Source organism: Amycolatopsis sp. WAC 01416 (genome assembly GCF_003947485.1).
GTDB lineage: Bacteria > Actinomycetota > Actinomycetes > Mycobacteriales > Pseudonocardiaceae > Amycolatopsis.
The window spans coordinates 22,221-41,582 of record NZ_QHHX01000008.1 but is presented as its reverse complement, the minus strand read 5'-3'; the positions used below and the strand labels follow the sequence as shown (position 1 = coordinate 41,582).

The 19,362-nt window shown below is 68.8% G+C and carries 15 protein-coding genes; all 15 read right to left on the bottom strand.

The window, feature by feature from the left end:
* Positions 1–13 precede the first annotated feature (13 nt).
* Positions 14–1,036, bottom strand: coding sequence for a multicopper oxidase domain-containing protein (locus DL990_RS26695; protein ID WP_125785813.1), 1,023 nt, complete (start codon positions 1,034–1,036; stop codon positions 14–16).
* Between the two features lie 14 nt (positions 1,037–1,050).
* On the bottom strand, positions 1,051–1,944 hold the full coding sequence (locus DL990_RS26690; RefSeq protein ID WP_125785812.1) for a sugar phosphate isomerase/epimerase: 894 nt from the start codon (positions 1,942–1,944) through the stop codon (positions 1,051–1,053).
* A gap of 10 nt (positions 1,945–1,954) precedes the next feature.
* The gene (locus DL990_RS26685) at positions 1,955–2,959 is read right to left on the bottom strand and encodes a sugar phosphate isomerase/epimerase (protein ID WP_125785811.1); all 1,005 of its coding nucleotides are present in this window, start codon (positions 2,957–2,959) and stop codon (positions 1,955–1,957) included.
* Complete coding sequence (locus DL990_RS26680; RefSeq protein WP_125800513.1) at positions 2,959–6,051, bottom strand: ThuA domain-containing protein; 3,093 nt, start codon at positions 6,049–6,051, stop codon at positions 2,959–2,961. Before DL990_RS26680 ends, DL990_RS26685 begins: the two co-directional genes overlap by 1 nt.
* 367 nt (positions 6,052–6,418) lie before the next feature.
* Positions 6,419–7,792 (bottom strand): alkaline phosphatase family protein, encoded by a 1,374-nt coding sequence (locus DL990_RS26675; RefSeq protein ID WP_125800282.1) that lies wholly within the window; start codon positions 7,790–7,792, stop codon positions 6,419–6,421.
* On the bottom strand, positions 7,789–8,862 hold the full coding sequence (gene eboE / locus DL990_RS26670; RefSeq protein WP_125800281.1) for a metabolite traffic protein EboE: 1,074 nt from the start codon (positions 8,860–8,862) through the stop codon (positions 7,789–7,791). The genes DL990_RS26675 and eboE overlap by 4 nt, the downstream gene beginning before the upstream one ends.
* Positions 8,859–9,722 carry a TatD family hydrolase gene (locus DL990_RS26665; RefSeq protein ID WP_125785808.1) on the bottom strand — a complete coding sequence of 288 codons (864 nt, stop codon included), beginning with the start codon at positions 9,720–9,722 and terminating at the stop codon, positions 8,859–8,861. Before DL990_RS26665 ends, eboE begins: the two co-directional genes overlap by 4 nt.
* Positions 9,723–9,726: 4 nt before the next feature.
* Positions 9,727–11,139, bottom strand: a complete 1,413-nt coding sequence (locus tag DL990_RS26660; RefSeq protein ID WP_125800280.1) for an EboA domain-containing protein — start codon at positions 11,137–11,139, stop codon at positions 9,727–9,729.
* A complete protein-coding gene (locus DL990_RS26655; protein ID WP_125800279.1) occupies positions 11,136–11,984 on the bottom strand; it encodes an SCO3242 family prenyltransferase in 849 nt (282 codons plus the stop codon). Before DL990_RS26655 ends, DL990_RS26660 begins: the two co-directional genes overlap by 4 nt.
* Complete coding sequence (locus DL990_RS26650) at positions 11,981–13,138, bottom strand: inositol-3-phosphate synthase (RefSeq protein WP_125800278.1); 1,158 nt, start codon at positions 13,136–13,138, stop codon at positions 11,981–11,983. The genes DL990_RS26655 and DL990_RS26650 overlap by 4 nt, the downstream gene beginning before the upstream one ends.
* A 162-nt stretch (positions 13,139–13,300) precedes the next feature.
* Positions 13,301–14,470, bottom strand: a complete 1,170-nt coding sequence (locus DL990_RS26645) for a Gfo/Idh/MocA family protein (RefSeq protein ID WP_125785804.1) — start codon at positions 14,468–14,470, stop codon at positions 13,301–13,303.
* Positions 14,471–14,512: 42 nt separating this feature from the next.
* Positions 14,513–15,565 carry a substrate-binding domain-containing protein gene (locus tag DL990_RS26640; protein WP_125785803.1) on the bottom strand — a complete coding sequence of 351 codons (1,053 nt, stop codon included), beginning with the start codon at positions 15,563–15,565 and terminating at the stop codon, positions 14,513–14,515.
* 22 nt (positions 15,566–15,587) lie between these two features.
* Positions 15,588–16,562 (bottom strand): ABC transporter permease, encoded by a 975-nt coding sequence (locus tag DL990_RS26635; RefSeq protein ID WP_370451380.1) that lies wholly within the window; start codon positions 16,560–16,562, stop codon positions 15,588–15,590.
* A 35-nt stretch (positions 16,563–16,597) separates the two neighbouring features.
* Positions 16,598–18,100 (bottom strand): sugar ABC transporter ATP-binding protein, encoded by a 1,503-nt coding sequence (locus DL990_RS26630; protein WP_125785801.1) that lies wholly within the window; start codon positions 18,098–18,100, stop codon positions 16,598–16,600.
* Positions 18,097–19,320 (bottom strand): ROK family transcriptional regulator, encoded by a 1,224-nt coding sequence (locus DL990_RS26625; protein WP_125785800.1) that lies wholly within the window; start codon positions 19,318–19,320, stop codon positions 18,097–18,099. The genes DL990_RS26630 and DL990_RS26625 overlap by 4 nt, the downstream gene beginning before the upstream one ends.
* Positions 19,321–19,362: the final 42 nt, after the last annotated feature.

Below are 19,362 nucleotides of genomic sequence, written 5' to 3'. Positions count from 1 at the left end.
GTTCTCGCTCCTTTCAAGACTGGTGGTGGGTATGGGCTGAAGCGCCGGTGGCGTCCGGAGTGGACGTCGGGTGCTGGTGTCCCTTGAAGCGATCGATCGCCTCCTGGGCGCCCGCGGGCATCCCGCCGTCGGCGTTGCGGACCAGGAACACCCCGGACATGCCGTCGTCCGAGTGCTGCTGGACGTGGCAGTGGTACATCCACGCGCCCGGCCCGACGCCGTCACCCGCGATCACCTGGAACCCGAAGGAGTTCCCCGGGTCGAGGGTCTTGTTGTCGAGGATCGGAGCGTTGTCGGTCGCGCTGGTGAGCATGCCGGTGCGGGTGTCCGCCCAGCGGTGCGCGTGCAGGTGGAAGGTGTGCATCAGGTTGCCGTGCCCGATACAGATGAACTCGACGCGTTCGCCGAGGTTCGCTTCGAAGATCGGCGTGTTCGGGGCGACCTGGTGGTTGATCCACATCTCGGTGAACACCACGGTGAACTGCTTGCTGGGCAGCAGATCCCCGCGTTTGCGCACGATCAGGCCGCCGTAGAGACCCTTCATCAGGCCCACGGTGCCGTGGTCGCCGCCGAACGCGTGGTCGTGGTAGTGCCAGTACCCCGCGCTGCCGGGCATCCAGAAACCGTTGGCCGCCTGGTAGGCCGTCCGGGTCTTCCAGGTGTAGGTCTTGGTCTCGTAGGGCTTGTTGAAGGAGTCGTTGAACGGCGAGCCGTCCGACTTCGTGTCGTAGTTGACGCCGTGCGGGTGGATCGAGAGCCGCTGGTCGGTGTTGTTGACCAGCTCGATCACCAGCGTGTCGCCCTCGTAGCACTCCAGGAGCGGCCCGGGAATCGTCGGCTTGCCGGGCTCGAGCCCGTAACCGACCCGGGTCGAACCGGGAACGTAGTCGGCGTAGACGGTGATGTTGCGGGTCATCCCGGCCGCGGCGGCCGGTGCCGAACCGGCGCTCGCGCTCACCACGACCGGGGCGATGACCCCGGCCGCGGTGCCCGCGAGCATCGATCTGCGGGACAGCCCGCGTTTGTTCTTGTCCATTGTGGATTCCCCAGCTAGAAGCGGACGTTACGGAGATAGGTGAATCCGGTCTGGGCGGTGCTCAGGGGATCCGTGGGGTTGTCGTGCTCGACGATGTACTCGGCGAGGTGGGGACGGGTGTGCCGGAAGACGCGCGGGAAGTCGATGACGCCCTTGCCGGGGTCGACCATCTGCCCGTCCGCGGTCCGGTCCTTGACGTGGTACTGCACCACGCGCGGACAGTGCTGCCGGTACAGCGAAACCGGGTCCATCCCGCCTTCCACCGCCCAGAACAGGTCGATCTCCAGATGCACGTAACGCGGGTTCGTGTTCCTGGTGAGCACGTCGTACGGGCGCACGCCGTCGATGGCCGCGAACTCGTGCGCGTGGTTGTGATAGCCGAGTGGGATACCGGCCTGGCGGAACTTCCGGGCCGCCGTGTCCATCCGGCCGGCGAACTGCTTCCAGCCGTCGATGGTGTCGAAGTTCGCCCACGGCACGTTGGCGCGGGTGTTCCCGAGGATCTTCGCGTCCGCGATGGTCTTGTCGAGGTCACCGTCGATGCCGGTGTGCGTGGACGTCGCCTTGATGTGGTTCTTGTCCAGCAGACCGCGGAACTCCTCGGCCGAGCGGCCGTAGGTGCCCGCCAGCTCGACCTTCCGGTAGCCGATGTCCGCCAGCGCGGACAGGGTTCCCGGCAGATCGGCCTGCAGCGCGGTGCGCAGGGAGTAGAGCTGGATGCTGATCTTCTCCACCGGGACACGGCCTCGACCGTGGTGGCCGTGTCCCTGGGTCTCCGCCTCGTCCGAGGTGGCGGCACCGGCAAGGCCCGGCAGGGCTACCGCCGCACCCACCGCGACCGCCGCCGTCGCCGCGCCGCGGAGGAGCGCCCGTCGAGAGTGGAACTGCTCAGCTTCTTCACCGCACATGAAACCGCCCTCACTTCTGGTTGCTGAAAGCCGCGTCGAAGGCCGCCGACGGCTTGTCGAACAGGAGCCCCCGCAGAAAGGTCACGGCCTCCGCCGCGCCCCGGAGCCGGTCCATTCCGGCGTCCTCCCACTCCACCGAGATCGGACCGGAGTAGCCGATCGAATTCAGTGCGCGGAAGCAGTCCTCCCATGGCACGTCGCCGTGCCCGGTCGAAACGAAGTCCCAGCCGCGTCGGGGATCTCCCCAGGGGAGATGCGAGCCGAGCCGTCCGTTCCGTCCGTCGAACCGCTTCCTGGTGTCCTTGCAGTCCACGTGGTAGATCCGGTCGGCGAAGTCGAGGATGAAGCCGACCGGGTCGAGGTCCTGCCAGATGAAATGCGAAGGATCCCAATTGAGCCCGAATGCCGGACGGTCGCCGACAGCTTCGAGCGCACGTTTCGTGGTCCAGTAGTCGTACGCGATCTCCGACGGGTGGACCTCGTGGGCGAACCGCACGCCCACCTCGTCGAAGACGTCGAGGATCGGGTTCCACCGGTCGGCGAAGTCGGTGTAGCCGTCGTCGATGACCGCCTGCGACACCGGCGGGAACATCGCGACGTACTTCCAGGTCTTCGATCCGGTGAAGCCGATCACCGTGTCCACACCGAGTTTCGCCGCCGCGCGAGCGGTGTCGGCCATTTCCTTCGCGGCCCGCTGCCGGACGCCTTCCGGTTCACCGTCGCCCCACACCCTGGACGGGATGATGGCCTGGTGGCGTTCGTCGATCGGGTCGTCACAGACGGCCTGGCCGACGAGGTGGTTGGAGATGGCCCACACCTTGAGGCCGTGCTCGGCGAGCAGCTTCAGGCGGCCGGGCACATAGTCCTCTTCGGACAGTGCGCGGTCGACCTCGAAATGGTCGCCGGAACACGCGATCTCGAGGCCGTCGTAGCCCCATTCGCTCGCGAGCCTGCACACCTCGGTGAACGGGAGATCCGCCCACTGGCCGGTGAACAGCGTGATCGGACGGCTCATCAAGACTCCTCGAAGGTGATCGCGTCTACGTCGAACAAGCCGCCGGAACCGCCCTTGAACACGAGGAACAACGGGCCGGTGCCGCCGGGGTCGGTGATGGCGGACGCCGGGATGTCGGCATAGGTGTCCCAGCCGCCGGTGTTGGCGACGGTGACCGTCTGGACCAGTGGCCCGTCCACCGCGCCCGAGCGGACCTCGATCGTGCCGCCCGCGCCGCCGGAGGAGACCCGGTAGCCGATGCCGCGGACACCCACGAGATTCACCGGGTCGAATTTGATCCAGTCACCGGATTCGATGTGGCCGACGCGTTTGCCGCCACTGGCGCCGTCGTGCCCGACGACCTCGATCCCGCTCGACTGGGTGTAGAACTCGGCCTGCTTCAGCTTGGGCTGAAGCAGGGACTCCGCCTCGCCGGTGAGCGCCGGAACGCCGTTGGCGCCGTTGTCGGTGTAGCTGGCGTTGATGACGCCGAAGACGTTGGCGTCCGCGCCATGGCCTTCGTCGGCGGGGGTGGCGATGGTGCCTTCACAGCCGGTCGCGCGGCTGAGCGGATGCCCGTGTCCCTCGTGGCCGAGGATGTACTCGACGGTGACCTTCGAGCAGTCGATCGGGTTGTCCTCGGCGTCGGTGACCTCGACCTTGAACGGGACCGTGTCCCCGAAGCTGAACACGCTGCCGTTGACCGGCGTCTTCAGCGTGACCACCGGCGCGGTGTTGCCGACGGTGACCACCACGCTCGCCGCCCCGGTCAGCCCGGTGGCGTCGGTGACCGAAAGCTTCGCCGTGTACTGGCCGTTCGCGGTGTAGGTATGCGAAACCGGGTTGGCCTCGGTGGAGTCGGTGGTGCCGTTGCCGTCGAAGTCCCACGCGTAGGTCAGCGCCTGACCGTCGGGGTCGTTCGTCCCGGCCGGGTCGAACTTCACGGTCAGCGGTGCCTGGCCTGACGTCTTGTCCGCGGCCACCTTGACCTCCGGCGTCCGGCGGCCCTTGGTGTAGTCGATCCGGTAGACGGCGGATTCCTTGGAGCCGCCGAAGTAACCGGTGCCGTAGTCGAGGACGTACATCGCGCCGTCCGGGCCGAACTCGACGTTCATCGGGCGGACGAGGTCCATCGAGTCGAAGAACGGCTTGATGGCGCCGCGTTCACCGTTCGGCCCGACGGTGATCTCCTTGATCCAGCTACGTTCCCATTCGTAGGCGAAGGTCTTGCCGTCGAAGTACTCCGGGAACTTGGTCTGCGACGGGTTCTTCGCGTCGTATTGGTAGACCGGGCCGCCCATCGGGGACTCGGGACCGGTGCCGAACTCGGGAACGGAACCGCCGTCGTAGGGGATCCACGCCTTTTCGACGGGCGGCAGATCGGTCAGCCCGGTGTTGCGCGGGCTGGTGTTCTTCGGTTTGGCGCAGTCGAACGCCGCACCCGACTGGCCGGTGGCGAAGTCGTAGTCGATGAACGGCTGGTTGTCGCCGACGCAGTACGGCCAGCCGAAGTTGCCCGGCTTCTTGATCAGGTTGAACTCGACCGTGCCGCCGGGACCGCGCTTGGGGTCGGCCGCACCCGCGTCGGGGCCGTAGTCGGCGAGGTGGATCCAGCCGGTCTTGCGGTCGACGGCGAACCGGAACGGGTTGCGGAAGCCCATCGCGTAGATCTCGGGCCTGGTCTTGGCCGTGCCGCGCGCGAAAAGGTTGCCCTGGGGGACCGTGTACTTCCCTCCTCCGCCGACCTTGATCCGCAGCACCTTGCCGCGCAGGTCGTTGGTGTTGCCGGAGGTGCGCTGCGCGTCGTAGACCGGGTTGCGGTCGGCGCGTTCGTCGATCGGGGTGTAGCCGTCGGAAGAGAACGGGTTGGAATCGTCCCCTGTGGACAGATAGAGGTTGCCCTGTGCGTCGAAGTCGATCTCGCCGCCGGCGTGGCAGCAGATGCCGCGTTCGGCCGGGACCTGGAGGATCTTCTGCTCGCTGGCGAGGTCGAGGTTGTTGTCGGTGCCCAGTTTGAACCGCGAGAGCTGGTTGTAGCCCTTGAACGGTTCGAAGTCCGCCGGGGTGCCGTTCTGCGGGGCGTCACCGGCCGGGGTGTTCAGCTTGGGCGCGTAGTACAGGTACACCCAGCGGTTCTTCGCGAAGTCCGGGTCGATGGCGACACCCTGGAGGCCGTCCTCGTCGTGGTTGTAGACGGGGATCGTCGCGGCCAGCTTCGTGGTCGCGCCGGAGCTGGTGTACCAGACGCGGCCGTCGCGCGAGGTGTGCAGGACGTCGCGGTTGGGCAGCACGGACAGCGCGATCGGCTCGCCGGTCTTCTCTTCGCCCTTGGCGAGGGTGATCTGGTCGAAGTCCGCGTCGACCGGGTCCTGCTCGGTCTCCTTGGCGCAGCCGGCCGCGCTCAGCTTGGTGGCGTACTTGATGCCGCCCGCCAGATGCTTGAGGAAGGCCGGCTCGGCGTAGGAGGCCTTGGTGTGCCCGCCGCCGGTGTACCAGGAGCGGCCGCCGGAGTTCTCGTGGCACCAGGCGATCGGGTGATCGCCCATGGCGCCGTCGCCGGGCTGGTAGCTCTTCTCGTCCAGGCTCGCCAGGACGTGGACGTCGCTGCGCGGGTTCTCGCGGTAGTTGTACCACTCGTCGGTCCGCGGCCACGTCTCCGGCAAGGCATGAGTGGACACGTGGTCGTGGTCCTCGACCTTGACGTTCGCCTGCTGGATCTGGGGGTGGGACTTGAAGTACGCCCCCACCAGCTCGCCGTACCAGGGCCAGTCGTACTCGGTGTCGGAGGCGGCGTGCACGCCGACGTACCCGCCGCCTCCCTTCACGTACCGCTCGAACGCGGCCTGCTGCTCCGCGTTCAGCACGTCACCGGTGGTGGAAAGCCAGACCACCGCGTTGAAGCGCTTGAGGTTCGCGTCGGTGAAGGCCGCCGCGTCCTCGGTCGCTTCCACCCCGAAGTGGTTCTGCGCCCCCAGTTCCTTGATCGCCTTGATCCCGTCGGGGATCGAATCGTGCCGGAAGCCCGCGGTCTTGGAGAACACGAGCACCGTCGCTGCTTCGTGCGCCGATGCGGTCTGCACCGGTAGCGCGACGCCTGTCAGAGCCGTGACCATGGCTGTGACGAGCACACCCAGTCGTCGTTTCAAAGACATAGCAGTAGCGATCCTTTCGATGAGCGGCGGCGATCAAGGAAGGGGATGCGGAACGAAAAGCCTTTCTCTGCGGTGGGGATGGGGTGTCATGAGTGATTCGGGTCGTTCTGACTCACGACCTACTGGACCGAGGGCCTTGCCGGCCCCGAGCCGGCCTGAGGTGTTGCGAAAGCCACTTTCGCAACGTTGAAGGTTGCGAAAGTGGCTTTCGCAACGTCGGTACCGGCGAGAACAGGCGGCCTTGTCCCGAAAGCCACTTTCGGGACATCAGACGTCGCGAAAGTGGCTTTCGCGAAACGCACCGACCACACCACCTCCGCCACCTCCTCTACTTCAATCCCTGTAGTGCCAACAGCAACGGATGGACGTCCGTCGCACCCACACGACCGGACGGCTGGAAGGCCGGATCCGAACACAACAGCACCGGACCGTCCTCAGTGGAATCCGGCAGCCGTCCGTGCGAGCCGCGCACCCAGCGCGGATCGGTGGGGACGACGTCCATCGCGTACCGGAGCCCGGCGAACTTCTTCGCCAGGTTGAGCCCGGCCCGCGCCTTGGCGAACTTGTCCTCCGGGTCGAAGAACAGCTCGGCGGGGTCGTAGCCCGGTTTGCGGTGGATCTCGACGCCGCGCGCGAAGTCGGGCTTCCGCTCGTCGTCGAGCCAGTAGTAGTAGGTGAACCACGAGTCCGGCTCGGCGACCGCGACGAGGTCGCCGGCGCGCTCGTGGTCCAGCCCATAACGCCCCTGCGCCTCGCGGTCGAGCACCTCGTCGACGCCGGTCAGCTCGCCGACGATCGCGCGAACCCGCTCGATATCGGCGGAGTCGCGGACGTAGACGTGTGCGACCTGGTGGTCGGCGACGGCGAACGCGCGCGACGCCCACGGGTCGAGGTACTCCATGCCCGCCTGGGTGTAGACCTCCAGCAGGCCCTCACGCCGCAGCGCCCGGTTGATGTCGACCGGCCTGCTGACGTTCGTGATCCCGTACTCGCTGAGCGCGACCACGGTCGCCCCGGCGTTGCGGGCGTCGTCGAGCAGCGGCGCGAGCGCGTTGTCCAGTTCCCGCGCCGCCAAAGCTGCCTGCGGCGCGTCGGGTCCGAAGCGCTGCAGGTCGTAGTCCAGATGCGGGACGTAGGTCAGCAGCAGGTCGGGGCGCTTCTCACGCAGGATCTGCCGGGACGCGCCGATCACCCACTTGCTCGACTTGATCGACGCGGTCGGGCCCCAGTACTGGAACAGCGGGAACTCCCCCAGCGCGCCGGTCAGCTGGTCGTGCAGTTCGGGCGGCCGCACGTAGGCGTCCGGCGACTTGCGGCCGTCGGCGTGGTAGATCGGCCGCGGGGTCACCGTGACGTCGGTGCTCATCCCCATCGCGTACCACCAGCAGACGTTCGCCGACGTGTATCCGGGATGCGCCGCCCGCGCGGTCTCCCACAGTTTCTCGCCGCCGACGAGCCGGTTGTGCTGACGCCACAGGAAGATCTCGCCCAGCTCGCGGAAGTACCAGCCGTTGCCGACGATCCCGTGCTGCGCGGGCATGAGCCCGGTGAGGAACGTCGACTGCGCGCTGCAGGTGACCGCGGGCAGCACCGTGCCCAGTTCGGCCTGCCAGCCGTCGCGGGCGACGGCGGACAGGTTCGGCATGTCCCGCAACGCCTTCGGGGTCAGCCCGACGACGTCGATGACGACCAGCGGCTTCACGCGGAAACCCCTTCCTTGACGAGGTTCGCCTGTGCCCACTCGAGTTCCGCGGCGATTCCGCCGACGAGGTCGCCCGCGTCCGGGAGCACGCTCCAGGTGTAGGTCTCGACCTCGATATGCGGATCGCCGGTCAGCCCGGCGGCGACGGTGCGCAGGACGTCCGTGGTGGTGGACAGCGGCGCGGCCGGGGCCTGGTGCAGCGGCATGTGGAAGTGCACGCGCCACGGCCGGTCACCAGGCAGGTCGGTCCACGCGTCGGGCAGGTCGTCGGCCTTGCGCACGACACCGTCGGCGCCGAGCTCCCGGACCTGGTGCAGGTAACGCGGTTCGGCGAACGCCGCCAGCGCTTCCTTCGCCTCGGCGGGATCTTCGACGTGCAACGCGGCGGAGGCCTGCACCTTGACGATGTCCACATCGGACTTCGCGATCGCGGCCAGTGTCTCCGCCGGATCGGCGAACGAGACCGCGAGGTGACAGGTGTCCAGGCACAGCCCGACGTACTCCGGGTCGACGCGGCCGGAAAGCCAGCCCAGCGCGTCGGCCACGGTGTCGAGCACGCAGCCGGGTTCGGGTTCGACGGCCAGCTTGATCGGCCGGTCACCGATCGCCCGGACGACCTCGGCGAAGGCCTCGGCCGCACGGCGGTCGTCATGCTCGGACCACGGCTCGCGCCACGCGAGCGGCAAGGTGGAGATGCTGCCGTACGTGGCGTCTTCGGCGAGCAGCTCGGAGAGCACGTTCACGCAGTCGATCGTGTACGCGACCCTGTCGGGATTCGTCCACTCAGGACGGTAGACCGCGTGCTTGACGACGTCGTCGTGGAAGCCGCCGTACGGGAACGCGTTGAGCGTGTACACCGAAAGCCCTCGGGCGTCGAGTTCGGCGCGGAAACGCTTGCGTGCCCCGGTGTCTTCGGCGAGCCCGCGCGCGACCGGCGCGGAAAGCCACAGTCCGACGCCGAGGCGATCGGCGCCCAGCCGCTCGCGCACCGGGAGCGCGTACCGCTCCAGCTGCGCGACGATGCCGTCGACGTCCTCGGCGGGATGGACGTTCGTACAGTAGGAGATCATTTGCGGGCACCTCGCAGAACCGAGTTGCCCTCGAACGTCACGGCCTCGCCGGTGAAACCGGGCAGCGGGTCGAGGGTGAGCCTGCCGCTCAGCCCGTAGAAGTCGACTGGGTTCTGCCAGAGCACCATGTCGACGTCGGCTTCGGTGAAACCGCCGTCGAGCATCGCCTGTCCGGTCTTGGCGGTCTTCAGCGGATCGGAGCGGCCCCAGTCGGCGGCCGAGTTGACGATCATGTTGTCCAGTCCGTACTGGCGCAGGATCTCGACCATCCGGTGCTCGTCCATCTTGGTGTCCGGGTAGATGGAGAAGCCCATCCAGGCGCCGGAATCCTTGACCAGCTTGACGGTGACCTCGTTGAGGTGGTCGACGACCACGCGCTCCGGCGCGACACCGGCCTCACGGACGACGTCGAGGGTGCGCTTGGTGCCTTCCAGCTTGTCGCGGTGCGGGGTGTGCACCAGGACGGGGAGGTCGTGCTCCAGCGCCATCGCCAGTTGCAGCGAGAAGACCTCGTCCTCTTCCTTGGTCATCGAGTCGTAGCCGACCTCGCCGACCGCGACCACACCGTCCTTGGCCAGGTACCTCGGGAGCACGTCGAGCACCTCGCGGCAGCGGGGGTCGTTGGCCTCCTTGGGGTTCAGTGCGATCGTGCAGTGGTGCCGGATGCCGAACTGGGCGGCGCGGAACCGTTCCCAGCCGATGAGCGCGTCGAAGTAGTCGGTGTACGAGCCGACGCTGGTGCGCGGCTGCCCCAGCCAGAACGCCGGCTCGACCAGGGCGCGGACACCGGCCGCGTACATGGCTTCGTAGTCGTCGGTGGTCCGGGAGGACATGTGGATGTGGGGATCGAAGATACGCACTGGCTCAGTTCTCCTTGAGGAGGTCGAGGGCGTCGGCGGGTACGTCACGTCCGGCCGCCCTGCGTTCGTCGGCGAAGTCGGCGAGCATTCTCCGAAGCTCGTCGTCCGCGCGGGAAGTGAGATCCGCGACGGCGGCCAGCGGCACACCGACGAAGACGCATTTGAGGACGCCGTGGCGCCACGTGTGGTCGTCCAGGAACCGGGCGAAGGCACCCATGGCGGCGGCGACCAACCTGATGTCGTTGGCGCGCAAGGCGTCCTCGACCAGTTTGATCCCGGCGTCGGTGACTTCGGCGCCCGGCGACTCCAGCGAGTTGAGCGCCCGCAGGACCCCGCGCCGCTCGGCGTCGTCGCCGTAGCGGTAGAGATCGCGCAGTTCCGCGGCCAGCGCGGCGTCGCCGAGGACGTCGGCCAAGACCGTCACGAGCCGGACCCGTGCCCGGTCGTCGACGGTGCCGTGGACCAGTCCCTGCGGATCGCTGTCCGGCCGCAGCGCGGCACGGCCGACTTCACGGCCGACGGCAGGGAAGATCGAGCCGATCACCGACGGCTTCTCCCGGATCCGGCGTTCCGCCTTGGCCGACCACGTCTGCGGCATCGCCTCGGTGAGCGCCGCGAAGGCCCGCCGCGCGGTGTCCGGCGCCGCGTGGCTGTGCCGGGGCAGTTCGACCGCGGCCAGCCCGGTGTAGCCGATCTCCGCCAGCGCGGCGAGCGTGCCTGGCAGATCCAGGTGCCCGTCGCCGAACTCCAGATGCTCGTGGACCCTCGGCAGCATGTCGTCCAGCTGCACGTTCCACAGCAGCGGACCGGCCAGGCGGACGCACTCGGCCGCGTTGACCGGCTCGACGGCGACGCAGTGCCCGACGTCGAGCGTGACGCCGAACGGCTCCGGCTCGCCGAGCTCCTTGCGCAGGTCCAGGACCTGGCTCAGATGCTGCACGAGGTGCCCGGGTTCGGGTTCCATCGCCAGCCGCACGTTCAGCCGCGCGGCGTGCTCCAGTACCGCCGCGACACCCTCACGCAACCGGGACCAGGCGACTTCGGTGTCCAGAGTGGACACTCCGGACCAGAACGAAACGCAGTCCGCGCCGAGGTCCCCGGCGATCCGCAAAGCCCGCGCCAGGAAATCGATCCGGAGTGCGGGATCGTCCGACAGCAGGGTCGGCGAGTGCTTGCGCCACGGGTCGAGCAGGTAGCGCGCGCCGGTTTCGATGACGACGCGGTCCAGGCCGAGCGCCGAAAGCCGCGAGGCCACGTGGTCGACCTGTCGCGCCAGATCGTCGGCGAACGGGTCGAGGTGGTCGTGGTCCAGCGTCAGCGCCACCCCGGTGTACCCGAGGTCGGCGATGATCGCGAGGGCGTCGTCGAGCCGGTGGTTGGAGAAGCCGTTGGTGCCGTATCCGAGGGAAAACGTCATGTGGGGCTCACCTTCCGCGACAGCTTGCGGGCGATCGGCAGCGCGGCCGCGACCAGCGCGGCCCCCAGTACCGAACCCTTGGCCGTGATCGCCGCCTGGAGCGGGACCATGCCGTGGATGCCGGACTTCGTCGCCGAGCGCACCGACTTCGCCGACGGGTCGCGGACGGCGTCCGCCTGTGCCCGGCCGACCAGGCCCGCGTAGCCCGAACCGGCCGCCATCGAGGCCGCGCGATGCCAGCCGCCCCGTGCCGGTCCGGTCAATGCCAACGTTGTCGCCGCACAGCTGGTGGCCAGTGCGGCACGTGCCGTACCCGGTTTCGCGCCGTGCACTTCCCCGGTGGACAACGCCGTGACACCGAGCGTGTGGACGCCGACAGCCGCCGCGGCGGTGGCCGCCTTCTTCGGGGAGTCACCGGCGCCCAGCAGGACGTCGAGCGTGCGACAGGCCGCCATCGCCACCGGTCCGGCCGGGGTCGGCTTGAGCACCGTGTCGTAGGCCCACACCGCGCCCGCGACCGGGACCGCGACCCGCATCGCCCGGCGGCCGCCGCCGAGCGCCGCCAGGCCAAGTCCGGCAGCGGTCAGCGCGGCCCCGGTGGTGAGCGCCGCGCCGGCACTCACCCGCCCGGACGGGATCGGCCGCTCGGGACGCTCCACGGCGTCGAGCTTCCGGTCCGCCCAGTCGTTGAGGGCCATCCCGGCCCAGTAGAAGGCGACCGAGGACAGCGGCAGCAGCAGCCGTCGCCCGGTCATCTTGAGCCCCGCCGCGGCGGATCCGGCGACCGTGTCGCCGAGCACCGTCAGCGCGGCGGGCGCCCGCACGAGTTCCACGTAAGCCTTCACAGGGTTCCCGCCCAGGCGATCAGGCGGGCGGTCTGCTCGGCGAAGCGGTGTTCGTCGCTGCCCAGCGGATCCTTGAAGAAGAAGCCGAGTTCGGTCAGCGCGCCGCTCTGGCCGCCGGCGTGCGCCGCGGTCACCAGCCTCGCGAGGTCGAGGATCAGCGGCGCCGCGAGCGCGGAGTCGTAGCCGGTCCAGGTGAACTGCAGGCTCATGCGCGCGCCGAGGAAACCCTCGAACGACACGTGGTCCCACGCGGTCTTGATCTCGCCGAGGTCGGGCACGTTGTCGATGTGCAGCGGCGCGGTGACGTCCTCGCCGAGCAGCGCCGCGAGCCCGCGCGCCTTCGACTCCAGCTTGCTGTTCGCGGTCACCGGGTCGGCCAGGGTCTCGCCGTCGCCGCCGCCGAGCAGGTTGGTGCCCGCCCAGGAGCGGACCTTCAACGCCCGCGCGCTGAACATCGGCGCGAGGACCGTGCGCAGCAGCGTCTCACCGGTCTTGCCGTCGCAACCCGCGTACGGCAGGCCTTCCCGCTCGGCGAGCTGCCGCAGCGCGGGCAGGGTGATCCCGGCAGACGGCGTGAACTCGACGTACGGGCTTCCCGCCTTCATCGCCGCGTAGGCCGACAGGGAACTCGACGGAAGCACTGCCCGCGTCGGGTCCGCCAAAGCCTCTTCGAGCGCGTCGAGGTCGTCGTGTTCGGGCAGGTGGGGGCAGGGGGCCTCGGTGGAGGACACGTTGACCACGACGACCCGCGCGAGGCCGTGCCGGTCGGCGAAAGCTCGGATGTCCGCCGTCAGCCGGGCGGCCGCGCCGGCCTGGGCACCGGTATGCGTCGCCGGGTGGTAGCCGTCGCGGATCTCGGCGTCCACCTCGGCCAGCCCGGACCGGACCGCGGAGAACACCGCGTGCCCGAACACCCCGGCGTGCGCCAGCTGCTCGGCCCGCTTCTCCAGCGGCGTGTGCGCGATGTCGTGCCCGCCGAGGACCAGATCGTCCCAGCCCGGCAACGGAACCCCGGCGAACGCGGGCAGTTCGGTGACGCAGCCGCCACCGCCCGTCACCCCCGCGCGGAGGGCGAGGAGCCCTACCGCGGCCGTGGTGGCCACCGACCCCCTCGCCCCGATCAACCAGATGCCCGTACGCTCGTGAGCAGGCATTTCTCCACCTTTCCCAAAACCCGAAAACGCCAACTGAGTTCACCATCGGATGGTCGGACGTTTCCGGATCGAACCAAGTCGCAGTGATAGCCGTCATGCGACTTTCGGCTGAATCTCTACAGCCGTTACCACTCCGCCTCGTCCTCGGTCTTCTCCATGTCCTCAGCTACTTCCCTTCGTGGTGACGCCGGGCACAGCCGTCCAGCGCGCCTCTTCGGCGGCGCTCCGCTCGACCGCGGCCAAGACCTGCTGAACCCTCAACCCGTCCTCGAAGGAGGGTTCGGGATCCGTGCCGTCGCCGATCGCGGTGAGCAGGTCGGCGACCTCGTTGGTGAAGGTGTGCTCGTAGCCGAGGAGATGCCCCGGCGGCCACCAGACCCCGACGTACGGGTGCTCGGGTTCGGTGACCAGGATCCGGCGGAACCCCGCCTCGGTGGCGGGCTGCCCGCCGTCGAAGAAGGACAGTTCGTTCATCGACTCGAAGTCGAACGCGAGGCTCGCCTTCGACCCGTTGATCTCCAGCCGCATCGCGTTCTTGCGGCCCAGCGCGAACCGGGTCGCCTCGAAACTCGCCACCGCGCCGCCGGTGAACCGGCCGAGGAACAGCGCGGTGTCGTCGACGGTCACCTGACCCGTGCCGCCGTCGCCGTCCGGCCGCTCCTTGACGAAGGTGTTGGTCAGCGCCGACACCCCGGTGATCGTCTCGCCGGTGACGAACTGGGCGGCGTCGACGATGTGCGCGCCGAGATCGCCCAGCGCACCCGAGCCCGCCTTGTCCTTGTGCAGCCGCCAGGTCATCGGCGCCTGCGCGTCGGCCAGCCAGTCCTGCAGGTACACCGACCGCACGTGGCGGATCTCGCCGAGCGCCCCGCTCGCGACCAGTTTCCTGGCGTGCGCGAGCGCGGGCACCCGGCGGTAGTTGAAGGCCACCATCGACCGGACGCCGTTCGCCCGCGCCTTCGCCGCCGCCTCGGCCATCGCTTCGGCCTCGGCGAGGGTGTTGGCCAACGGCTTCTCGCACAGCACGTGCTTGCCCGCTTCGAGCGCGGCGATCGCGATCTCGGCGTGACTGTCGCCCGGCGTGCAGATGTCGACCAGGTCGACGTCGTCACGGGCGATCAGCGCGCGCCAGTCCGTCTCGACGTCTTCCCAGCCGAACCGTTCCGCCGCGGCCTTCGTCCGCACCTCGTCACGGCCGCCGAGCACGGCGAGTCTCGGGATCAGCGGTGGCGCGAAGAACCGGTGCACACTGCGCCACGCGTGCGAATGCACCGCACCCATGAACGCGTGGCCCACCATGCCGATCCCGATCGTTTCCTTTGCCGTGCTCATGCCCCTCCTATGTCTCCGCTTGCGTGTGTCGGGTACGCGGGTTTACGAGTCGAAGCCGACGTCCATGTACTTGTCGACGTTCTCCTTGGTGACCACCGCGGAGTACGTGGTGATCTCGGCGGGGATCTCGTGCTCGGCGAAGTCGCCGGCCCCCTTGCCCTGGCCGAGAAGCCGCGCGAGCGAGATCGCCGAAGACGCCATCGACGGGCTGTAGAGCACTGTCGCCTTCAGCGGCTCGGCGTCGGACTTGATCAGGTTCATCGCGTTCTTCGAACCCGCGCCGCCGACCATCAGGAAGTCCTTGCGGTTGGCGTTGTTGATCGCCGCGATGACGCCGACACCCTGGTCGTCGTCGTGGTTCCAGAGGGCGTCCAGCTTCGGCGCGGACTGCAGCAGGTTCGAGGTCTGCTGCTCGCCGGACTCCGGGGTGAACTGCGCCGATACCCGCGGCCCGATCTGGAAACCCTGACGCGCCAAGGCGTCCTTGAAACCCTTGCTGCGTTCCTGGGTCAGCGGCAGCGAGTCGATGCCCGCGACCTCGCCGATGACGGGGCTCGCGATGTTCTTCGCCTTCATCTGCTGGGCGATGTAGTTCCCGGCGTTGACGCCCATGCGGTAGTTGTCGCCACCGATCCAGGTGCGGTACGCGAGCGGGGTGTCGAAGACGCGGTCGAGGTTGATCACCTGGATACCGGCGTCCATCGCCTGCTGGCCGACCGCGGTCAGCGCCTTGCCGTCGAACGGCAGGATCACCAGCACGTTGACCTTGGCGTTGATCAGCGTCTCCACCTGGGAGATCTGCTGGTTGACGTCGTTGGTGCCCTCGGTCGCGTTGAGCGTGACCTCACTGAACTTCTGCGCCTGCGCGCGGGCGTTCTTGGTGATGGCCGCCATCCAGCCGTGGTCCGCGGCCGGCGCCGAGAACCCGATGGTCACCGGGGTTCCGGGCTGCGAGTTCGCCCCGGCGTTGGCCACGTTGGCCGCGTTGTTCTGCGCCGGTGCCTCGTTCGAGGTGCACGCGGTCAGCAGCGCACCCGCTCCGACGGCCGCGCCTCCCAGCAGGAAACGGCGGCGATGCAGGGATTGTTCGGTCATGACGACTCTCCATCCACGGTGATCAAGTGTTCGTCTTTGTCTTTTTCACGGAGCGGAACTGCAGTAGCGCGGCCAGGACGATGATCACGCCCTTGGCGATGTTCTGGATGTCGGTGTCCAGGTTGTTGAGCGTGAAGATGTTGGACAGCACGGTGAAGATCAGCACGCCGATCAGGGTGCCGATGAGCGAGCCGCGGCCACCGGTGAGCAGCGTGCCGCCGATGACGACCGCCGCGATGGCGTCGAGTTCGTAGAGCATGCCGTTGGTCGAGGCGCCCGCGGTGGTGCGGGCGACGACCATCAGCGCGGCGATGCCGCAGCAGAGGCCGGCGACGCCGTAGACGAGGGCGGTGTGCCGCTTGACGTTGATGCCCGCCAGCCGCGAGGCCTCGGCGTTGCCGCCGACGGCGAAGGTGCGGCGGCCGAACGTGGTGCGGTTCAGCAGCACCCAGCCGATCACGAACACCAGCGCGAACATCCAGATCAGCACCGGGATGCCGAGCAGGTCACCGCGGAAGAAGTCGAGGAAACCCGCTTCCGCCACCACCTGCGTGCGGCGGCCACTGATGCGTTCCGCGAGCCCGCGGGCCGAGACGTACATCGCCAGTGTCGCGATGAACGGCACGATCTTCCCGTAGGAGACCAGGATCCCGTTGACCAGCCCGCAGCCGAGGCCGACCAGGAGTCCACAAAGGATCATCACGAACGGGCCGTAGGACTGGGTGGCCAGCGTGGTCAGCCAGACACTGGAGAGCGCCACGATCGACCCGACCGAGAGGTCGATGCCGCCGGCGATGATCACGAACGTCATCCCGACGCTGACCACCCCGATGGCCGCGGCGAGCCGCAGGATCGTCGAGATGTTGCCGTCGGTGAAGAACTGGTCGGGCCTCGTGACCTGGCCGACGATGCACAGGATGACCAGTACCCCGGCCAGCCCGAGCAGCCGGGTGTCAAGCGAGAAGTTTCGCTTTTCCTTGGGTGGTACAGGTTCCACGGCGGGTCCCGTACGCACCGATTCGGCTTGGTCGGTCACGCCGCACTCCCCTCGAGAATCACGTCGAGCACATCCGCCTCTGTCAGCTCCGCAGACGGCTTTTCAGCCAGGACACGTCCTTCACGCAGCACCAGCACCCGGTCGGACAGTCCGAGTACTTCGGGGATCTCGCTGCTGACGAGCACGATCGCGACGCCGGTCGCGGCCAGTTCCTCGATCAGCCGGTACAGCTCCGCCCGCGCGCCGACGTCGACCCCGCGGGTCGGTTCGTCCAGCAGCAGGACCCGGCAGCCGCGGACCAGCCAGCGCGCGAGCACCGCCTTCTGCTGGTTGCCGCCGGACAGCGTGCGGATGATCCGATGCGGGTCGGCGGGCCGGAGATCGAGGCGCCGCAGGCTTTCCCCGGCGTCGTCGAGTTCCCTGCCCCGCTCGGTGAAACCGAACGTCGCGTACTTGCTCAGGCTCGCCAGGGTCACGTTGTGCACCACGGGCAGGTCCAGCAGCAGCCCCTGGCTCTTGCGTTCCTCCGGCGCCAGGCCGATCCCGGCCTTGACCGCCGCGGACACGCTGCCCGGCCGGACCGGTTCGCCGTCGACCGACACCGAACCCGCGTCCTGCTTGCGCGCCCCGAAGATCGTCTCCAGCAGTTCGCTGCGGCCCGAGCCGACGAGACCCGCGATACCGACGACCTCACCGGCGTGCACGGTGAAGTTCACGTTCTCGAACTCGCCGACGGTGGTCAGGTTCTCCACCTTGAGGACCTCTTTGTCCGGGTCCACGTGCTCCTGATGGCGCGGGCCGAACACGGTTTCGACCTTGCGGCCCGCCATCAGCGCGACGAGGTCTGCGGTCGGGGTCTCCTTGGCGTCGAGGCCGGTGGCGACGGTCTTGCCGTCCTTGAGCACGGTGACGCGGTGCCCGATCCGCCGCAGTTCTTCGAGCCGGTGGGAGATGTAGATGATCGCGACACCCTCGGCGGTCAGTTCGCCGACGATGCGGAACAGGTTGTCGACCTCTTCCCCCGCCAGCGCCGCGGTGGGCTCGTCCATCACCAGCAGCTTCGCGTCGTACGCGAGCGCCCGTGCCATCGAGACCAGCTGCTGCCCCGCAGCGGAGAGCTTGCCGACCTCGGTCGACGGCGTGATCTCGGGATGCCCGAGCCGGGCCATCAGCTTCGCGGCCTTGTTCCGGGACTCGCTGATCCGCGTGAACCCGAACGACGCGCGCTCGCGGCCGAGGAAGATGTTGTCCGCCACGGAAAGCCCGGGCACCAGGTCGAGTTCCTGGTACATGGTCGCGATGCCGATCTTCAGCGCGGCGACCGGTGAGGCCAGCGTGACCGGCTCGCCCTGCCAGGAGATCTCGCCGCCGTCGGGACGGTGTGCCCCGGCGAGCGTTTTGATCAGCGTGGACTTGCCCGCGCCGTTCTGGCCGAGCAGACAGTGCACCTCGCCGGATTCGACGTCGAAATCGACGCCGTCGAGTGCACGCACCCCCGGGAAGGTCTTCACGATCCCCCGGACGGAGAGCAGGGTCATGCCGGAGCCTCCTCGGTCTCGAAAGGAACTAATGTCGGGTCGGCGAAAAGCCGTTCGGTGGCGAGATGCGCGGCGCCGCGCAGCGGGGCGGTGGTGCCCAGCGGCGACGGCTCGACACGGCAGGCGGGCTCGTGCCCGAGCGGCCGCGCGGACAGTTCGCGGCGCACCGGCTCGACCAGCCATTCGCCCAGTGCGGCGAAGTAACCGCCGAGCACCACGACGTCCGGGTCGAGTACATCGACCACAGTGGACACCGCGATGCCGAGCGCGACCCCGAGTTCGGAGACCGCCGCGACGGCGCGCTGGTCACCGCGCTGCACGCGGTGTTTGAGCAGCCCGACCCGGCCGTCGACGCCGAGCGCGGGATCGTGCAGCGGGTCGCCGGGCGAGGCGGCGACGCGCAGGACGGCGTTGAGCCCGGCCTTGGTCTCCAGGCAGCCGACCCGGCCGCACTGGCACTGTTCGCCGGACGGGTCGACGGTGATGTGCCCGACCTCGCCCGCGAAACCCCTGGCACCGCGCAGAAGCGCGCCACCGGACACGAGCCCGCCGCCGACACCCGTCCCGCCGCTGAGGTAGAAGAGCTCCCGCACGCCTTGCCCGACTCCGGCGACGGCCTCGCCGACCGCGCCGAGATTGGCCTCGTTGTCGACCGCGATGGCGTCGGCCCGCAGCCCGAGCCTGGCGGCGAGGAGGTCGGCGATCTCGGCGTCGCGCCAGCGCAGGGTCGGCGCGAACCGCAGCACGGCGGCGGCCGAATCGACCAGTCCCGGCACCGAGACGGTGACGCCGACCGGCTGGTCGTCGAGCAGCACCTGCCTGGCGAGGAAAGCGAGCTCGTCCATGCTCCGGTGCAACCCGAGCGCGGCGACGTCGGCGGTCTCCGTGCGTTCGGCGACGACGCGGCCGTCGAGGTTCGTGACGACGGCGGCGAACCGGTCGGCCTCGACACTGAGCGCGAGCCCGCAGGCGCTGGCGCCGTTCAACTCGACCAGTTGGCTGGGCCTGCCGTTGCCACCGCCCTGGAGTCCGGCGGACCGGACGAGACCGCGATCGGACAGCTCGGTGATCAACCCGGAGACGGCCGCCTTGGTGAGCCCGCAGCGCGCCGCGAGCTGGGTACGAGACAGCGGCCCCGCACGCAACGCCCGCAGGAGCGCGGCGAGGTTCGCCGTGCGTGGGCTGACCGGGTCGAGCTGCCCGGATTCAGTCGCGGCCACACTGCCCTCACTTACGAATCGGCCGTAACAAACTTTGTTACT